The following is an 18,986-nucleotide window of genomic DNA, read 5'->3' on the forward strand; positions in this document are numbered from 1 at the left end:
AAGATCTCCTGGCGCCGGCAGGGCAGGACAGAGGGAAACCGCTTTGGCCGATACGTGTCTATTCTCCATAAGTGTAATACTTGTCTGCTGGCTCCTGACATCCATCGCCTTTTTTGTGCATTGGCGCAGGTGTCATCTCGCCCTGGGGGACAGAAAGACACCGGTCGATCTATTATTAACCCTGGCGACGGAAAAGTCCAAGGAGGCGAAAGACGCAACGGAAAGGCTCCTAGCCGTGGCCGACGCCCTCGGGGTCGGTCTTGTTGAGATCCGCGGCGACGGGAGGGGCAGAAAGACAAAAAAAATAAACAAAATCGGCTCAAACCTCCTGCCATCCGTTGAATACGGAGACGATGGGCTGCACCGTCTCCTCAACGATATATCTGGAAACGAACCGGTCAGCCGACGGATTTCAAATAAGGTCCTCCAGTTTACAAAGATCCTCCAGAGAAACGACTGCAAGATCTTTCTTATACAGGATGTAACCGAGACCTTTATGGCTGCCAATAGGTTAAAAGGACAGGAAAAGCTGGCCCTTCTCGGCAAGATGAGCGCCAGGATGGCACACCAGATCAAGACACCCCTTTCAGTACTCGCTGGCTCTGCTCAAATGCTAGCGAGGGAGCTCGACGACCGCCCAGACCTCCAAAAAAAAGCCAACGGCCTTTACATGGAGGCCGAGTCACTTGCCAGACAGGTAAACGAAATAACAATGTTTTACGCCGGCAACACCGCACAACCGATTTTGACCGAGATATGCCTGACGCTGGAGCTGGTAAAGGCAAGGCTTGAAAACGAGACCGAGACGGCCGCCATCTCAGTGGATTGCCCTCATGGAATCAAGGCCTTCACAGATCCGGCGATCCTTTCGGACATACTCTTTCTTGTCGGACAAAACGCCCTGGCGCCGGAGGTCGGGGCCGGTATGGTAGCATTGAGGGCCGCCCTCCAAAACGACTGGATAGTGATCTCGATTGAAGACGATGGGTGTGGCATCCCTGCGCAGATAAGCCAAAGTCTGTTCGAACCATTTACCGGAACAAGGCAAGGCGGTCTGGGCCTCGGGCTCTTCCTTGCAAAAGATCTCGCCGAACGTATCGGGGCTACGCTTACCCTTAAAAAAAGCGGGCAAACCGGTACCTCTTTTGAATTGAAACTCGCTGCCGCCTGTGCAAGGCAAGACCAGCTGTGACCTGTATAGATGTGTAGCTCTCCGTTTGTTTGGCGTTTGTTCTCCTCCACACCCCTGGGTCAGGGATGCCCTCCAGGGATCCAGAATACGCAAAAACGGTCAAGGAAAACTCTAGATAGACGCAGACGCCGTCCGGCCCACTGCGTACTGTTGTTGCAAGGGATCCGCCCCACATTTTCTTAGATAAACCCTTAACGCCGTAATGGCGGCAGGGGTCATGCCCGGGATCCGCGAGGCCATTCCGAGGGTGCCGGGCCGTTGCTTCATGAGCTTTTCCCTTATCTCTGTCGAAAGCCCAGGTATCCTGGAATAATCGATTAAGGCCGGAAGTTCGACGGACTCCCATCTTGAAGCCCTTGTCGCCTCGACCTCCTGTCTCGCCACATAGCCTGAGTATTTCGCCTCGACCTCCACAAGCGATGCAACCTCCCCTGGGATACCTCTTACGGCAGGCAGATAATCCGCAATGTCATCGATGCCTATCTCAGGCCTTCTCAAAAGCTCCTCAAGCGTCATGGGCTGACCGATCGGGCTCGATCCAATGGATCGAAGCCATGAATTCACTTCCGGACCAGGCCTGAGCCTTATTTCCCTTAAAAGGGCCATTGCGCTGCCCAAGGCCTTTTCTTTCGCCTTGTAAGAGGCCCATCTGTCGTCATCAAGGAGCGCTATCGCCCTACCCAATCTTGAAAGGCGCAGATCCGCATTGTCTTCCCTGAGAAGCAATCTGAATTCAGCCCTTGATGTGAACATCCTGTAAGGCTCGTTTGTGCCTTTCGTGATCAAATCGTCTATCATGACGCCTATATAGCCCTGGGAACGGCCGATGACCACAGGCCCCTCGTCCTTGATCGCCCTTGCCGCATTGATCCCTGCAATGAGGCCCTGGGCCGCCGCCTCCTCATATCCTGACGTCCCGTTTATCTGGCCTGCAAAATAGAGCCCTTTGACAAGGTGTGTCTCAAGTGTCGGTTTGAGCTGGACAGGGTCTGCATAGTCATATTCGATTGCATAACCCGGGCGCAGGATCATGGCCTTTTCAAGCCCCCTTATACTCCTCACCATCTTGGACTGGACATCTATCGGGAGGCTCGTTGGTATGCCGTTCGGATATATCTCGACGGTATCAAGCCCCTGTGGTTCAAGGAATATCTGGTGCCTCGTGCGATCAGGAAAACGGAAAACCTTGTCCTCGATGGATGGGCAGTACCTGGCTCCGACGCCCTCGATAACGCCTGTAAAAAGCGGAGAGCGGTCACGGGCCGAGCGGATAATTTCATGGGTCTTTTCATTCGTATAAGTGATGTAACATGGTCTCTGGGGCAGAGGTATCTCTTTTGTAACAGAAGAAAAAGGATATGGTTTCGGATCACCCTCCTGGATCTCAAGACATTCAAAATCTATCGTATCCCTATGGAGCCTCGGCGTAGTGCCAGTCTTCAACCTTCCCATCTTGAAACCCAGCCCCCTCAAGGACCTACCGAGCCTGTTCGACGGCGGGTCCCCAAGCCTGCCGGCCGGGAAATGCTCAAGGCCGATGTGTATGAGACCGTTCAAGAACGTACCGGTGGTGACGATTACGACCCTTGAGTATATCTCCTCGCCTATCGTAGTGACCACACCCTTGACCCTGTTGTCGTGCACGAGTATGTGTCCTGCCATGGCCTGGTAGATGTAAAGATTTTTTTGGGATTCGATCACAGACTTCATCCTGAGACGATAGCGGAGCATGTCGGCCTGGGCCCTTGTGGCCCTTACGGCAGGCCCCTTCGAGGTATTGAGCCTCCTGAATTGGATGCCAGTTTCATCGATATTTCGGGCCATTTCACCACCAAGGGCGTCTATCTCACGGACCAGATGCCCCTTGGCAAGCCCGCCGACCGCCGGATTGCAGCTCATCGCGGCTATGGTATCCAGGTTTATAGTCAGAAGCAGGGTCTCAACCCCAAGCCTCGCGCTCGCAAGTGCGGCCTCGCAGCCTGCGTGCCCTGCACCGATAACTATTACGCCATATTTTTTGGGATGAATTGACACAGATATACCGTTTTATCTTTTGTGCTAGATTTGGTGTTTATATTCCCTGAAGCCCTCAACCAGATGTCTGAATGAGGTGGGTTTGTATTTCTCAAAGCTTTCTTCGTCTATGTAAACAAAGTCATAGGTCACATTCGACTGCACCCTGTTGATGTCCTCGCACCACTGCCTAAGCCGTTCCATCTTCAGCGGCACATCCAAGTCTTCCTGCCCTTTCGTTTCGACAATGACAATTCTCCTGTCGGACAGCTTGACCATAAAATCCGGGTAGTAGTTGGAGATGTCGCCATCTGCATTCACATAGTCCAGATTGAAATTCACTGCCAGATAATTTTTGGCGTAGGAGACCACGTCGTCGCAGTCTTCCAGGAAGCGGGCGAAGAGCAGTTCAAAATGGCTGTCGCCAATAATGCGGTTGAAGATGCTCTTCTTCGAGATAAGGTAGCCCTGATCTTTAACCACGAAGGGACGCGTCTGCCTGAGTTTTATCGTGTCGCGAATCCCGGCGTCGCCCTTGTCCCGAACGGTCAGCGCATTGATCGCCTTCTTGAAGGTTTCGATCAGGGTCTTGGTAGCGGCCAGTTCCGAGAGATTGCGCAAGGTATTAGGGTCTTCCAACTCCACCTGCCGGTCGAACAATTCAGCCGGGATGTATTTGGGCGCGATGTCGATGCCCTTGGCGCGGGCTTCGTCCAGCACGTTGGGAAACAGGCCCATCTCGAACTCAAAGCCCAGGATGTCCACGCGGCTTATGTGCTTCTTGCGGCATTCCAGAATGATCTCCTCCACAAACAGTCGCGTAACAGGCAGGTTGACCGGCCCCACTGATACCAGCCGCCCGGCCTTCTTGCCGTGGAATGTCTGGAAGCCATCAGTCTTCTCGGCGCGGTAAGCGCGCAGGATCAGGTCAACGAAGGCGGCCTCCTTCTCCTCCAGTTGTTTTTGTTTTTCCGCCTCACGCAGGTTGGGGTTGACTCCGATGTAGTGCTGGCGCTCGTACTTGCCCAGGTTGAGGATTTCGAAGGCGCGGTAGTCCTTGCCTTCTTTCTTGAGCTGGCGCTGGACACCGATCATCCGCTTGCGCGTGGTGTGAATGGCGAACTTGCCTAGGTCGCTGACGATCCACTTGCGACCCAGCTTCTCCGCCACGGCCGCCATCGTCCCCGAACCGCAGAAGAAATCGGCTATGAGATCGCCTTCGTTGGATGAGGCTTTGATGATGCGTTCGAGCAGGGCTTCGGGTTTTTGGGTGGGATAATCAACGCGCTCATTGGCTTGAGGATTGACGGGCGGGATGTCATCCCATACCGAATCAACAATGTCGCCTTCTACTTCGTCCAAATAGATGATTCGAGTACCACCGCCCGTCGGATTGACATCATCTCTGTATTTACGTCCATCCGTGTCAGTCTTCCAACGCTTCAAATATTCTTCGCTATGAGGCCGAAATTGGGTATGCCAAATGAAACGGTCTCTCGTCTTACGATATGAGATTATGTCATCATGTTTCTGAGGAAACTTTTTGGCCGTTTTACGCTTAAATGAGAAGTAAGACCATATGACTTCGTTTAAAAAACAGTCTGACGCAAAAACTTCATCCAACACTCCACGAAGATAGTGATGCACCCTCCAGTCGCAATGGACATAAATACTCCCATCATCCGCCAGCAGATCGCGCATGAGGATGAGCCGCTCGTAGATCATGGCGATGAAGGAATCCGCGCCCTTGCCCCAGGTGTCGCGGTAGGCGATCTCTTCTAGGATGTTGGGCTTCTTGGTGAAGGTGTCGCCGCCGATCTCGATGTCCATTGAGAAATCCGCGCCCACGTCAAAGGGCGGGTCAATGTAGATCAGCTTGAGACCGCCCTGCTTTTCGATCTCCTCGCGCAGGGGGCCGTTTTTAAGGGAAGAGAGGATGAGCTTGTTGTCACCCCAGATCAGCTTGTTGGTCCAACCCTTGAGCTGGCCGCCCCGGTTGTCCATATCGAAAAGCCCGAGTTGCAGGGAGGCGGGCTTTTCCGCCCGCGGCTCGTCCACCTGCTCGATCACCTGAAAGGGCAGCACCACGTTGCAGACCTCGCCGGTCTTGCCGTTCCAGACCAGCTCGACCTCGCGCCTATCCTCGAACAGCAGGAAACGAAACTTGTCCGGCAGGGGGCTGCCCGCCTCGATAAAGCGGACAATCTCCTGTTTTTCCTGTTCGGTCAGTTGAGCCATGGTATTTATCTTAATCCTGTTTTTTCTGGATCAACAAGCCTTTTCGCATCTTCCCACAGCCTGTCAAATTCGTTCTGCGGCAGACCGGAAAATTTTATTCCGTTAATCCTTGCCAGCTCCTCCATGGTCTTAAAACGTCTTATAAAGCGATCCACTGTTTTGCTTAACGCCTCTTCCGGGTTTATCTCAAGGAGTCTCGCCATGTTCGCGACGGCAAACAGAAGGTCTCCCAGCTCATCCTTTATATTTTCATGCGTTCCTGAGCCGATGGCTTCCTTGAGTTCCGTCTCCTCTTCCTCTATTTTTTTCCAGATATCTTCGACCCCCTTCCAGTCAAAACCGATCCTTGACGCCCTCTCGCCCACTCGAAACGCCTTCTGAAGCGCCGGAAGGACCTTTGGAAGCCCTCCAAGCGCACTCTCGGTCCCGCCTTTTTGTCTGGATTCCTCGGCCTTTATGACCTGCCAGTTGTCAATGACATCCTGGGTCCCCTTTACCTTGACATCCCCGAATATGTGCGGGTGTCTCCTTATCATTTTTACCGACACGGAATCCATGGCGTCTTTTATGCCGAAGCACCCCTTCTCCTCATACATCTCCGCCACAAAAATGAGGATGAAAAAGAGGTCTCCCAGCTCTTCCCTGACCGCCTCGGCATCGCCGTCTTCAACGGCCTCAACAAGCTCATAGGCCTCTTCAAGGATATATTTGCACACGGACCGCGGGGTCTGCTCCCTGTCCCACGGACAGCCGTCAGGCGCACGGAGCCTCTTGACGATCCCCTTGATCTTAAAAAAACCCTCCCCTTCTGTTCCGATCTCTTTATTCGTCATAGCCCTTGTTTAATAACCCGCCTTAATCATCTTGAAAAGCCTGGCCGCCCATGATAACGTTATTTTATGACTATAAAAGACAAGGCAAAATCAGGCGTCATCTTACCACTCATAGATCAATGCGCCAGAGATGAACGGGTCGATCCGAGAGATCTCGCCCGCGATGTCGGCTCAGGCGTTGCAGTGATCCCACACAACCGCCACGCGAACCTTAAGCGCCCAGCGGCTATCGGTAGGGGCCTTTCGACAAAGATAAACGCCAACATCGGCACATCCAAAGATCATCCAGACATCGATACTGAACTTGAAAAACTCAAGGTCTCGCTCGAGGCAGGGGCGCATGCGGTCATGGATCTGTCCACCGGCGGCCCAATAAAGGAAATAAGGCAGGCCATAAGAGAGGCGTGCCCCGTGCCGCTCGGCACCGTACCTATATATCAGGCGGCGGTCGAGACGGTCGAGGTCCACAAGCGTGCCATCCGCGAAATGGAACCTGACGACATCCTGCGCGTCATAGAAGAACAGGCCATAGAAGGCGTGGACTTCATGACCATCCACTGTGGCCTCACCTTGGGGGCGCTTGACCGGCTCAAGTCCGACAGGCGCACCATGGGTATCGTAAGCCGAGGCGGGTCATTCGTCTTCGAATGGATGGTCCACAACAAGAAGGAAAACCCGCTCTACGAACGTTTCGACGACATCCTGGCCATAGCAAGGGAACATGAGGTCACATTGAGCCTGGGTGACGCCTTGAGGCCGGGCTGCATCGCAGATGCATCCGATGGCGCACAAATACACGAACTCATCATCCTCGGCGAGCTCACACTGCGGGCCTGGGAAAAAGGCGTACAGGTGATGATCGAGGGGCCAGGCCACATGCCCATGGATCAGATCCCTGCAAACATGCTTATTCAAAAGCGGCTCTGTCACGGGGCGCCATTCTATGTCCTAGGCCCCCTGGTGACGGACATCGCCCCTGGATACGACCACATCACAAGTGCCATAGGTGGGGCGATCGCCGCCGCCTCTGGCGCAGACTTTTTATGCTATGTCACCCCAGCTGAGCACCTGAAGCTCCCCTCCCTGGACGATGTCAAAGAAGGGATTATAGCCTCACGGATTGCAGCCCATGCTGCGGATATCGTAAAGGGGGTGCCAGGGGCAACTGAAAAAGATAGAGAGATGGCCGAGGCGCGTCAGAGGCTTGACTGGCAGAGACAAATCGATCTCTCCATAGATCCGATCAAGGCCAGACTCTACTGGGAAGAAGGCGGGGCCTACAAGGGTCCGACCTGTACCATGTGCGGTGAGTACTGCGCCATAAAGACATTCAGGCGGGCTATCTCAAGGTGTGACAAAAAGGGAGGCGATGCGGTCTAAAAAACGCCTGCTCTCGATAGCAGGCTCTGATCCGAGCGGCGGGGCCGGCATCCAACAGGACATAAAGGTCTTTACGGCCCTGGACGCATACGGCGCAGCGGTGATCACGGCCCTGACCGTCCAAAACACCCTTGGTGTAAAGGACGTTGTGCCCATAGATGCAGACCTTGTTGCAAGACAGGTCGAGGCGGTACTCGAAGACATAAGGCCCGACGCCATAAAGACCGGGATGCTCGCCAACCCGGAGACTGTAGAGGCCGTCTCCCGCACTGTCTCGTCATTAGCAAGGGATGCAATGCTGGTTGTTGACCCTGTGATGACTGCAAAGGGCGGTGCGGCCCTCCTTGAAAAGGGTGCGGTCTTCGCCCTGAAAGACCGCCTCTTGCCCCTTGCTGATGTCGTAACGCCGAATATCCCTGAAGCAGAGACCCTGCTCGATAGACGGATACCGGATGCCGGAGCCATGTCCAGGGCGGCGCTTGACCTCCTGCATCTGGTCAAAAAAGGTGGCGCGGTGGTCTTGAAGGGCGGTCACCTTGAAGACGGCATGGCGCTGGATGTGGTTGCAACCCCAAACGGTGTAACTGAATTGCCGCACGACCGCATCCATACCACGCACACACACGGTACCGGCTGCACATTCGCATCCGCGCTCGCTGTATTCCTTGCCAAGGGCTGCAACGTGATTGAGGCCGCCGGAAAGGCCAAGGCCTTTGTGACAACGGCAATCAGGGGGGCGTTTAAAATAGGCCGCGGTATCGGGCCCACCAACCCCATCGCCCCACTTGAAAACAAACTTGAGAGGTTTGATGTCATCAAATGTCTCGAAGAGGCTGCAAGTCGCCTCTCTTCTATTCCATGCAGGGCGCTTGCGCCTGAGGTGCAAATAAATATCGGCTATAGCCTCCCTTGGCCTGATTCCATCATGGATGTGGCTGCGTTTCCGGGGCGCATCATAGGTTTCAAGAACGGTGTCAAGGTGGTCTCATGTCCTGAATTCGGGGCATCGAGCCATGTCGCCCGCATAATACTGACCGCCATGGGTTTTGATCCGGCATTCAGATCGGCCATGAATATCCGCTTCGACGAGGATTATATTAAAAAGGCTGCCGGACTTGGGCTTGCGGTTCAAGAATTTTCAAGGGATGAAGAGCCGGAAGACATGCGCGTAAGAGAGGGTTCGACCCTCTCCTGGGGGGTAAGAACGGCCATAGAGAGGGCAGGCCGGGTGCCTGATCTGATATTCGACCGGGGCGCAGCGGGCAAGGAACCCATGATCCGGCTCCTTGGGAAGGACCCTGCCGGAGTGGTCGAAAAGGCCCTCAAAATAGCATCAATCGCTTTATGAAGATACCCGCAAAAGAGATAACGGAAGTTGCAGAGGAGCTGGTGCAGCTCGCAAATTTCTACCTCCCCGAGGACGTCTTGGCCGTGCTATCTCAGGCCCTTGCAAGGGAATCATCGCCTACGGGCAGACTCATCCTTAATATGATCCTTGAAAACAGCCGCATTGCGAGGCGGGACCACCTCCCCATCTGCCAGGATACAGGGATCAACGTACTCTTCGTTGAGATAGGAAGGTCTATCTCGATCGACGGCGGCCTCATCCATGCGATAAACCAGGGGGTGGCGTCAGGCACACGCAAGGGATATCTGAGATGTTCTGTCTGTGACCCGATAACACGCAAGAATACGGGCGACAACACCCCGGCTGTAATCCACGTTGAACTTACAGACCGGGATGACCTCGTTATAGAATGCCTGCCAAAGGGCTGCGGGAGCGAAAACATGAGCGCCCTCTTCATGCTGCCGCCTTCAACCGGCGTTGACGGCATAGTGAAGGCAGTTGTGGACACTGTCTTAAAGGCAGGCCCGAATCCATGCCCGCCTGGGGTGATTGGCATCGGGATCGGGGGGACCATGGAACGTGCCGCTATCCTTTCCAAAAAGGCCCTTTTGAGACCCATAGGGACACCCAGCCCGAGGGACGAGCTTGCAAGGCTTGAAGCCAGACTCCTGGACGAGATAAACCGCTTGGGGATTGGCCCGCAAGGGCTTGGCGGGCATATAACCACCCTTGGCGTGGCGATCGAGGCCTGTCCGTGCCACATTGCAAGCCTGCCCGTGGCCGTAAACATCCAGTGCCATGCGGCTAGACATGCGAAGGCCGTCTGGCATGACGGCCGATGGACCGTGGGGACGGATGTCAGCCCCACCGCCGACCAAACGGATGTAGAATGCAGATATGCGCCCTTTAGTCAAGACAAGGTCATAAGCATTGAACTCCCAGCCCGGAAGGAGATACTCTCCGGTCTAAGGGCGGGTGACTGGGTCCTTTTGAATGGTCTGCTCTATACTGGCCGCGATCAGACCCACAGGCGCCTTGTCAAACTCCTGGATCAGGGCCAACCCCTGCCTGTGGATCTCAAAGGCCAGACTATCTACTATACCGGGCCGTCTCCGGCCAGACCTGGAAGGGTTATAGGCTCGGCAGGCCCAACCACCAGCTACCGCATGGACGCCTATATGCCAAGGCTTCTGGAGGAGGGGATCGTCGCCACGATCGGCAAGGGCCGCCGCTCCCTGGAGGTGCGTGAGGCCATGAAACGCCATGGTGCGATCTATCTCGCCACGATAGGCGGGGCAGGGGCCTATCTTTCACACTGCATAACCAGATGCGAACTCGCGGCCTTTCCTGAGCTCGGCCCTGAGGCCATGTACCGTCTCCAGGTAAGAGACCTCCCAGCCGTCGTAATAAACGATGCAACAGGCGCTGATCTCTACGAAGAGACAGCGAGACGACGAAACAAAACCTACATGCCCTCTCACTGAGCGACCGTCGACCTCCATCCCGTGTCTTCCCTCCATCTGATAGGGAAGCGGCAGGTCACCGTAGTCCCCTTGCCCTGAACGCTCTCTATCTCGATATCACCCTGATGTTCTTCCAATATCTCCTTTACCAGAAAAAGCCCTAGGCCTGTACCTCCAGGCTTGGTGGTAACAGGGGCGGCAAAGAGCCTCTTCTGCACGTCAGGCGGTATCCCTGGGCCCTGGTCTGAGATTACTACCGCGGGCTTACCCTTCTGTCGCGTGATTGCCACACGGACAACCCCACCGCCAGGCGACGCCTCAAGGGCGTTTCTCAATATGTGAAGAAGGGCGGTCTTCAAAACCCTCCTGTTGGCCATGATCTCTATGCGGTCTTCTGGCATGTCCGCCATAAGGGTTACGCCCTTCTTCAAAAGACTCGGCCGCCAGGTATTCAACACCTCGTTCACAATCCCCTTTAAATCCTCCCTGGCAAAAGACCTCACTTCTTTCTCGGCCAGCTCCTCAAAACTCTTTACAAATTCCTCGAGCTCAACAACACCCTGTCGAATAACCTCGAGCCTGCGCCTGGTCTCCTGTCCGACAGCCGGATCTTTTTTAAGTATCGCCCTTATGAGGCCGCCGATCACCGTCACAGGATTACGTATCCGGTCGGCTATCCTCAGGGCCATCTGGATGGTGGCGTGTTCCCTGGCCATTATTTCAAGGTCCTGGCCGAGCTGCAGGAGTTCCGAATTCATCCTATCCAACTCCCTGTTTTGAACGGTGGTCTGTTCAAGAAGCCTCAAGACCTCTTCATGTTTGAGCCTCAGGTTCTCAATATAAGACTCCTCAGTGTCTCTGAAAAGTTCATTTCTGAGGGAGACCTCTTTCTGACTTATCTCCTCCCACGGCCGTCTTATCCCCCATTTTATCGCCTTGACCTTGAGCGGCGCCCCATGGACGCCTGATTGGATCTCCACATAATCAAGAACGCGCTTGAGGCCGGAGACGGCGCGCAGCTTGCCCAGATCTTCTATGTCAAGCGGACACGTCCCGTCGCTGAAGGCCGATGGATCGCAAGCCCTTTTCCCCTCGAAAAAAAGCTCTATCCCACCCTGGTCCTGGCCTATAGCGGGTCCGATCTTGCAACAGACGATCCTAAAAGTAACGATCCCTCCACCCGACATCCTAACGATGAGGCGGGCCATCTCCGACGCTGACGTCCCGACCTGTGCTGTCGCCACCCGGTCCAGACCACACATCCGGCAAAGCAATTTGGCCTTCATGCGAACCTTTGGGATATCGTCCTGTCTCTTCACGACGAGCGTAAGGACATGGAGCCTCTTGTCTATCTTGTCTATGTCTTTGTCTTTGTTCGTCGCCACTTCCATACCGCCAGCGATGCGTCATCCTCAGAGGATGATTCGGGATTGAAAAAAAGATGCGCCCATATGCCGGACGGGATGGGCTTGAGCGCAATCTCCGGAGGGAGATCCGGCATGGGCCTGACCCCGTCCGAATGCATGAAGCAAAGTACCTGTGAACTGAAATTGTATATCTCAAATCCCTTTCGAGCCAAACGGCCGTTTCCGAGCACGCCCGGTCTTGATGTCAGCCCGCGCCTTATGCCGTCCAGATATAATGTGCAATTCACATTGCCTATGCCCGCAGCAGCAACCTTTGAAAGACCTCGGTCAAGCACCAGGACGTGGACAGACGCCCCGTCTGAGCCAGCAAGGGCCTCGCCGGCAGCCTCAAGGACCCTATCCAGCCCAATATTCAACGGAAGCGCTGCCAGGACGTCTATGACCGTCTGAGCCGTCCTGGCAGCGGATATCCCATGCCCCGTCGCATCGATAAGCGCCATGCGGCAGAAACAGCCGTCGTCCTGGCAGTAAAATGCGTCACCAGAATATGTCTCGCCTGGATAAGGACGGATCAGTGCCGAGACATCGACCTCGTCTATTTTTTGTATCTGCGACCCTGCAAAGTCATTGGTCTCTTCATTCAGCGGGCAGACATCCAGGCAGGTCTTGGTCGCATGGTCAAAGAGAACCGCAATCGCCACCGTACCGAAACGAAAATCAACACCGAGGTCAGGACATGGAGAGGTCCCGACCATCGTCGAGCAGATGTAAAACCTGTCAGAAAGGCGCCTTACCGTCCCAAGCCCGACCCCGAGCCCGCCTGATGTGCTGAAACCATCCTTCATGGCCTCCTTTACATCCTGGATCCCAGGGCCTTCGTCAAGGCTTGCTATGCCAAGTTGCGGGGTACTGTTAAGGACCAGGCCGCTTATGCGGATCAGGCCGTTTCTGGTATGGTGTTCAAGATGATTTTGCGCAAGTTCGCTCGCCACAAGCACAGCCTCTTTTATCCTTGCCCCAGAGAAAGACAACCGATCCGCAGCCACGGCCGCAAGCTGCCTTGCGATGACCACATCTTCAGGCCCTGTTATCCTGATTTCAGCCCATACAGGCGGCGTCTTCAGATGATCCACTTTATGACCTCCACCTGTGTACCGTGCGGAAGCAGTGTCGAGATGCGGACGTCGTCAGAGAGGTTGCCGATGGCGGACATCCCGAGACCAAGGCCCTTGTCCTCTGAAAAACCCGGTTCAAGGGCCTTTTCGAGGTCAATTATCCCTGGGCCCGAATCCCTAGCTACAATCCTAATGCCGGTCCTTTTGCCCGTTTTCAGAACGCTCAGGCATATCTCGCCGCCGCCTCCAGCATGTCTCAGGATATTCTGCCCAAGCTCGTTTATAATGGTAAATATCTCCGTCCGCACCGGTTCCCTTATGCCCAATATCTTGAAAAACCCCCTCGCCTCCGCCCGGATCAGGCTCAGCCCATGGGCATGATCAACCACGGCGCAGGTCTCTTTCTCTATATCCAGCCCGAACATCAGCAGACTATACTAAATATGGAAAGGACCTAAGCATATGCCGCCGTCACCTGTTCAGTTTTGCAAGCGCCTGTTCGACATCAAGTGCAAATCCCACCCCTTTCAACCTGATATCAAAGTCGATAAGGGTGAGGATCACCGGCGCCTGAAGCCCGGCCACCATGACCTTTGCCCTAAGAAGACTGAGGAACGAGACAAGCCCTGCCAGGTGTTCGGCAAGAAAGGTATCAACTATCTCGACGTCATGGAGATCGATTATCACAGCCCTTGCATTTTTTTCAGCCACACGTTCGCCAAGGAGCCCGGTAAGGGACTTTATACTCCGGTCGTCAATCTCCTCCTGGACCGAAACCAGAAGGCAGTCACCCAGCGAAAAGATGGAAAATGGCTCCATTGCGTGCTAACCCCGCCCAAGCTCTCCGTCAGTGACCAGATCTATAGAGCTCCTCTTCCTCTGTATCTCAACTATGGCCAGATGAAGGGCGTCGCTCATACGGCTACGTACCGTAATGTTGGACATATTCACGCCAAGGTGCGCCATGGTAAGGGCTATGTGCGGGGAGATGCCTGTAAGTATGGCCTCACTGCCCATCAGGCGCACGGCTTCCACCGTCTGCAGGAGCCGGTTCGCAACCTCCGTATCCACGGTCGGCACCCCTGTTATATCAATGATGACAAATGGGGACCTTGTGCGCTCGATGACCTCCAGGAGACGCTCCATGGCGAGACGCGCCCTGTGGCTATCTAGTGTCCCGATAAGCGGCAGGGCCAGTACACCTTCCCAGAGTTCTATCACCGGCGTGGAAAGCTCGAGTATCTCATCCTGTAGGTGGCGGATGTATTCCTCGCGCTTCTTTATAATCTCCTCCTGCTGCCGCTGGATCAGTTTCTCCTTTTCCAGGCGGTCCGAGATATCGATGAAGTGCTCGACACAGCCCACCACCTTGCCTTCGTGGTTTTTTAAAGGCCTGGCCGCATATTCTATGGGGATCTCTTTTCCGTCATGGCGGAGCACCGTCTGACCATGGCAGGCCTCGTCTGTATCTGTTGCGACAAGGCAGGCGCACTTGTCCGTGCCGCACATGGGGGTATCGAATATCTCGCTGCACTTGCGGTCAAAACAGTCCCCTGGCGTACGCCCCACCAGGGCTGCCGCGCCCTTGTTGATGATCTGGATATTGTGCTCAAGGTCTGTAACGAATATACCGGACGGGACGGCGTTTATGATCTCGAACATGAAGCCCTCATCGGCCTTGTAATCGGTTATATCCATTGCAGCACGCCTCCTTTAAGTTTTATATACATCCCCTCTAGGGCCTATATGTTTATATCTCATAGAGAATCAAGTTCTATGTAGGCCTCTTTTTTACCCTTGTCTCTATCCATTTTTGCCTGTCTAAGGTCTTCTGTCACCTCGTTATCCAGATCCAACCCCAACAATTCTTCCATTTCTATAATCCTTCCATGAAATAATTACCCCGGCAGGCCTGCCCTTTATAATTTTTTTATAAATAGTAAGCATAATATCGCCTCCAACATTTTAAATTATAGCATAATTTTTATCTTATCATGCCTTTTTTGGTATGCGCAGGGTGAATCTCGCCCCCTTGCCCTCTTCCGATTGAACACCTATCTCTCCGCCCCATCCCTGAACGAGCCTATGGACTATCGCAAGCCCGAGGCCTGTTCCGTCCGGCCTTGTGGTGAAAAACGGGTCGAATATCCGGATGAGGTCATCCTTTTTAATACCGCAGCCATTGTCTTCGATGGTTATCATGACAACGCCGTCCTCCTCCATGGCCTTGACCTTGATCCTGCCCCCCTTGCCCTGTATAGCCTGATGTGCGTTCAAGATGATATTGAGTATGACCTGCCTGAACTGACCTGGATCAATATCCATAACGAGGTCATCAGGGATATCGATCTCAATCCCGACACCGGGATCTTTTGATGATCCGCCAGCCCCAGGCGCGGTCCTGCGCAAACCTGCAACGGCGAGGCTCGATTCAAACTCCCGCCGCACATTTATACTGGCGCTCTCCCTGCCCTCGGGCCTTGCATAGAGCAGAAATGACCTGGTAAGTCCGTTCAGCCGCTCCGCCTCCCTTGCTATTATGTCAAAGAGCCGTTCGCCGTCCGGGTGCACAAGGCCCTGTTCCCTTAAAAATTCCACCGCCCCGGAAAGAGATGCAAGCGGGTTCCGGATCTCGTGCGCAAGCCCTGCCGCCATCCCGCCCAGTGCGGCGAGGCGATCCATACGCCTCAGCGCCTCTTCCCTGGCCTTTTCACCTGTGATGTCCTGAAATATGAGGCCAAAGCCCAACAGCCTCCCACCATCACCCAGGAGAGGGAAAGGCGACATACCCACTATCTTCGCCTGGCCGTCAGGCCCTTTGTGCCCGAGTTCAAGCCTCCCGCCCCTCACAGCCGCGCCCTTGTCGTCGAAAAGCCTCTTCGCGCCCTCAGGCCAGACCTCCGAAAGCGGCGCGCCGAGACGGTCCTGCACGTCTTTACCGAGTATCTGCACGGCTGAGCGGTTGACGGTAAGCACAAACCCGTTTTCATCTACAACTATAAGGCCCGAGCTCAGGCTGTCGGCCAGGTGGCGGTGGACCTCTTCTATCCTCTTCAGGTCAACAACCGCCCTTGAAAGCCTGGCCTCAGCGCGCATCAGGCGCTGGACAAGGAGTATCCCTAGAAACGCCGTAAGATTGAAGGCCGCCATGTGGATAAAAAAGGTAAGCGCGGCGTCAATAATATCCCTTTCCCCGCTGACACCCCACAGGGATGCCATGGCGTAAAAGACGGTGCTCAAGAGGGCAGCCATGGTCCCTCCGACCCTGCCCTCGACTAGGCAGGCCGAGACTATGACCAGCGGATAGAGAAAGGTGAACGGGCTTGAGGTCCGGCCCGTCAAGAATATGGCAAGCCCCACCATCAGGGCGTCCAACGCGATCTGGGCCTTGAAGAGCCACTTTCCGCCCCTGCCAGCCCTGTACCAGAGGTTATAAAAGAGGGTAAGGAAAAGGGCCGCGCCTGTCAGCATGACCCCCCAGAGACGACCCTGCCCTCCGGCGAACTGCCCAGGCATGAAATAGCCTATCAGGGCGGCAAAGACGATCAGGAGCACCCTTACAGCAATGAGCCAGTAAAACCAGCGCGGTTCAATCGGGGCCTGTCCGCTAGAGGCCATGTTTTGCCAGCCTGTACCTGAAGGCGCGGAAATTCATGCCGAGGAGGGCCGCGGCCTCGGTCTTCACGCCGTTCGCCCTCTTCATGGCCTTCAAAAGGAGCCTCCTCTCGATCTCGGCCAGAAAGGCCTCCATATCCAGCCCTTCGTCAGGAATATCAGGGTCGATTTGCAGGGTGTCAGCATCTTTTGTATCAGGGTCTCTTTTGCCCCCCTCTTTAAATCTCGATATGGAGAGGCTGTCCGGCAGGATGAGATTCGAGGCCGCAAGCGTAACGCTGCGCTCGATGATGTTTTCAAGCTCCCGCACGTTTCCAGGGAAATGGTAGCCTGTCAGGGCCTCCATGGCATAGCTTGAGATGCCCTGTACCTCTTTGCCCTGTTCTTTGGAGTACTTGTCCAGAAAATATTGCACAAGAATGGGGATGTCCTCCGGGCGTTCCCTCAAGGGGGGCATGTGGATATGGATGACATTCAGCCTGAAGTACAGGTCTTCCCTGAAACGCCTTGCCATGACCTCTTCTTCGAGGTCCCTGTTCGTGGCGGATATGATCCTCACATCCACCCGGACCTCGCGCTCGCCGCCAAGGGGCGTAAAGGTCTTTTCCTGCACGACCCGCAGGAGCTTAGCCTGAAGCGCCATTGAGAGCTCACCTATCTCGTCCAGGAAGATCGTACCCTTATCGGCCTGTGCAAAGAGACCACGCCTTGCCGCGAGCGCCCCTGTAAACGCCCCCCTTTCATGGCCAAAGAGCTCGCTCTCAAGGAGGTTCTCAGGTATACCGCTCGCATTCACCACCACAAAGGGCATCCCGGCCCGGTTTCCAAGGTTATGGATGGCCCTGGCTACAAGCTCCTTTCCCGTGCCGCTCTCCCCGGTTATGAGGACACTCGACGGGCTCGATGCAACCCTTGGTATGAGTTCAAAGATCTTGAGCATGGCCGGGCTTGCGGCAAGCATCCGGTCACACCTTGCCGCCTTCGGGGCCTTTTCAGGCAGATATGCCCCCACAGCCTCTGCGCCCCCCGAAACAGTGCCGCCCTTATTGCCTGCGTTGAACGAAACGGCCTGCCTTATCACCTTGCGTATCTCGTCTATGCGGAAGGGCTTGGTAATGTAGTCCAGGGCGCCCTCTTTCATGGCCGAGACGGCCGAGTCCATGGAACCGAAGGCCGTGATGAGGATGACCGGCGTCTGCGGCCGCACCTTCTTGACCTCCCGAAGGAGCGCAACGCCGTCCATGCCAGGCATGCGGATGTCGCTCAAGACCACCGAGACGTCGGCCCTGTCTTTCAATATCCCAAGGGCCTCATCACCCGAAGCAGCAAGGACCACGTCATAACCATCTTTTTGAAGGAGTATCTCAAGAAACTCCCTCAGGCTCCGGTCGTCGTCCGCCACGAGGACCACAGGCCTGCCGGGGGACGGCGCTGCAAGTTTCGATTCCTTCATCGGCCACCGCTGTAACAAACTCGGGATATCGCGCTCCGCGCACCCGTGTCCAATATTTGATTTTATTTTACACCTAGACAACACAAAAAAACATGGTATTAAAATAGTAAAGATGCTGAGATTGCGTCCAGGGCCTTTGGTTGCTCAATTTTTTATTGACAACTCAAAGGTTCCTGTATAATAACTTAACTAAACAAGCAATCGCGCCGGCAATAAATGGGTCGGGATGTTGTTGATGATTTTTTGCTGGTCTATCAGAAAGATATTGACAGCGTGTTTTGTTTGACATAGTTTTGTGGCTGTATTACGGTTTTACAGTTATTCAGGCTGAAAGGCCCCCGATTTTAAACTAAAGGGTTCAGACAACCGAATAATATTAATCAGTATCAGTGTCGATCAAGGCGTAAAACAAACACGACGTGAATACATTAAAAAACACAAAGATGACGACCGACGCCCGAAAGACGAGAATTTACCTGCTTACCTGCCTCCTGGCGATAGGGGTCTGCCTCTCGGCATGCGCTGGTCTTCAACAAAAGACCTCTGAAGAACGTCTCCTTTCAAGGGCCAGGTCCTACTGGGCTGCAGTGGCAGCGGGTGATTACGTCTCTGCATATCAATACGAAGAGGTCTCAAAGACAGGGGCCCAGCCCATAAGTGCATACGTGAGAAAGGCCGGGCTTATCTATAAGTCCGCCGAAGTCACCGGCGCAAAGATCGAGGGTGACAGGGCGACGGTTGACGTCAAGATCGGCTATATCATACCTGCGATGGGTTCGCATGTGTTTAATACAGACGCCAAAGACGTCTGGCTTATAATAGATGGTGACTGGTACCATCACGCTGAAGGGATCATGAAAGATCTTAAACGGATTGAAAGCGGTGAAAAGCGATGAAAGGAGGTGGTAAGAGGGAGTGCAGGCCGATACAGGCAGGTCCGAAGGTTTACAGGTTTAACAGGTTGTAAGA

15 protein-coding genes are annotated in these 18,986 nt (G+C 54.6%); 5 read left to right on the forward strand and 10 right to left on the reverse strand.

Features of this window, described 5'->3' with window-relative positions; translation table 11 throughout:
• The first annotated feature begins 43 nt into the window (after positions 1–43).
• Positions 44–1,192, forward strand: coding sequence for a sensor histidine kinase (locus tag LGS26_RS00310; RefSeq protein WP_237888713.1), 1,149 nt, complete (start codon positions 44–46; stop codon positions 1,190–1,192).
• Positions 1,193–1,303: 111 nt separating this feature from the next.
• Here the strand turns inward: LGS26_RS00310 and mnmG are convergent, their stop codons facing one another.
• The 3 genes from mnmG to mazG are packed head-to-tail and all read right to left on the reverse strand — an operon-like array spanning position 1,304 to position 6,276.
• A complete protein-coding gene (gene mnmG, locus LGS26_RS00315) occupies positions 1,304–3,232 on the reverse strand; it encodes a tRNA uridine-5-carboxymethylaminomethyl(34) synthesis enzyme MnmG (RefSeq protein ID WP_237889955.1) in 1,929 nt (642 codons plus the stop codon).
• Between the two features lie 18 nt (positions 3,233–3,250).
• On the reverse strand, positions 3,251–5,443 hold the full coding sequence (locus tag LGS26_RS00320) for a DNA methyltransferase (protein WP_237888714.1): 2,193 nt from the start codon (positions 5,441–5,443) through the stop codon (positions 3,251–3,253).
• Positions 5,444–5,448: 5 nt separating this feature from the next.
• Complete coding sequence (gene mazG / locus LGS26_RS00325) at positions 5,449–6,276, reverse strand: nucleoside triphosphate pyrophosphohydrolase (protein WP_237888715.1); 828 nt, start codon at positions 6,274–6,276, stop codon at positions 5,449–5,451.
• Between the two features lie 66 nt (positions 6,277–6,342).
• Here mazG and thiC point away from each other — a divergent pair, with 66 nt between their 5' ends.
• The 3 genes from thiC to LGS26_RS00340 are packed head-to-tail and all read left to right on the forward strand — an operon-like array spanning position 6,343 to position 10,488.
• Positions 6,343–7,656, forward strand: a complete 1,314-nt coding sequence (thiC, locus tag LGS26_RS00330) for a phosphomethylpyrimidine synthase ThiC (protein ID WP_237888716.1) — start codon at positions 6,343–6,345, stop codon at positions 7,654–7,656.
• The gene (gene thiD, locus LGS26_RS00335) at positions 7,646–9,004 is read left to right on the forward strand and encodes a bifunctional hydroxymethylpyrimidine kinase/phosphomethylpyrimidine kinase (RefSeq protein ID WP_237888717.1); all 1,359 of its coding nucleotides are present in this window, start codon (positions 7,646–7,648) and stop codon (positions 9,002–9,004) included. The genes thiC and thiD overlap by 11 nt, the downstream gene beginning before the upstream one ends.
• The gene (locus LGS26_RS00340; protein ID WP_237888718.1) at positions 9,001–10,488 is read left to right on the forward strand and encodes a fumarate hydratase; all 1,488 of its coding nucleotides are present in this window, start codon (positions 9,001–9,003) and stop codon (positions 10,486–10,488) included. Before thiD ends, LGS26_RS00340 begins: the two co-directional genes overlap by 4 nt.
• Here LGS26_RS00340 and LGS26_RS00345 read toward each other — a convergent pair.
• The 7 genes from LGS26_RS00345 to LGS26_RS00375 all read right to left on the reverse strand — a co-directional run bounded on the left by LGS26_RS00345 (position 10,482) and on the right by LGS26_RS00375 (position 18,017).
• Positions 10,482–11,852: a sensor histidine kinase gene (locus LGS26_RS00345; protein WP_237888719.1), complete on the reverse strand. Its 1,371-nt coding sequence runs from the start codon at positions 11,850–11,852 to the stop codon at positions 10,482–10,484. The genes LGS26_RS00340 and LGS26_RS00345 overlap by 7 nt on opposite strands.
• Positions 11,825–12,967 carry an ATP-binding protein gene (locus LGS26_RS00350; protein WP_237888720.1) on the reverse strand — a complete coding sequence of 381 codons (1,143 nt, stop codon included), beginning with the start codon at positions 12,965–12,967 and terminating at the stop codon, positions 11,825–11,827. The genes LGS26_RS00345 and LGS26_RS00350 overlap by 28 nt, the downstream gene beginning before the upstream one ends.
• The gene (locus LGS26_RS00355) at positions 12,955–13,374 is read right to left on the reverse strand and encodes an ATP-binding protein (RefSeq protein ID WP_237888721.1); all 420 of its coding nucleotides are present in this window, start codon (positions 13,372–13,374) and stop codon (positions 12,955–12,957) included. The genes LGS26_RS00350 and LGS26_RS00355 overlap by 13 nt, the downstream gene beginning before the upstream one ends.
• A gap of 46 nt (positions 13,375–13,420) precedes the next feature.
• Positions 13,421–13,768 (reverse strand): STAS domain-containing protein, encoded by a 348-nt coding sequence (locus LGS26_RS00360; RefSeq protein WP_237888722.1) that lies wholly within the window; start codon positions 13,766–13,768, stop codon positions 13,421–13,423.
• Between the two features lie 6 nt (positions 13,769–13,774).
• Entirely contained in the window at positions 13,775–14,647 is an 873-nt protein-coding gene (locus LGS26_RS00365; RefSeq protein WP_237888723.1) for a PAS domain-containing protein, read from the reverse strand.
• Positions 14,648–14,941: 294 nt separating this feature from the next.
• Positions 14,942–16,567: an ATP-binding protein gene (locus LGS26_RS00370; RefSeq protein WP_237888724.1), complete on the reverse strand. Its 1,626-nt coding sequence runs from the start codon at positions 16,565–16,567 to the stop codon at positions 14,942–14,944.
• Positions 16,557–18,017, reverse strand: coding sequence for a sigma-54-dependent transcriptional regulator (locus LGS26_RS00375; RefSeq protein WP_237888725.1), 1,461 nt, complete (start codon positions 18,015–18,017; stop codon positions 16,557–16,559). The genes LGS26_RS00370 and LGS26_RS00375 overlap by 11 nt, the downstream gene beginning before the upstream one ends.
• 419 nt (positions 18,018–18,436) lie before the next feature.
• Here LGS26_RS00375 and LGS26_RS00380 point away from each other — a divergent pair, with 419 nt between their 5' ends.
• A complete protein-coding gene (locus tag LGS26_RS00380; protein WP_237888726.1) occupies positions 18,437–18,913 on the forward strand; it encodes a hypothetical protein in 477 nt (158 codons plus the stop codon).
• Positions 18,914–18,986 lie beyond the last annotated feature (73 nt).

Source organism: Dissulfurimicrobium hydrothermale, from assembly GCF_022026155.1.
Taxonomy (GTDB): domain Bacteria; phylum Desulfobacterota; class Dissulfuribacteria; order Dissulfuribacterales; family Sh68; genus Dissulfurimicrobium; species Dissulfurimicrobium hydrothermale.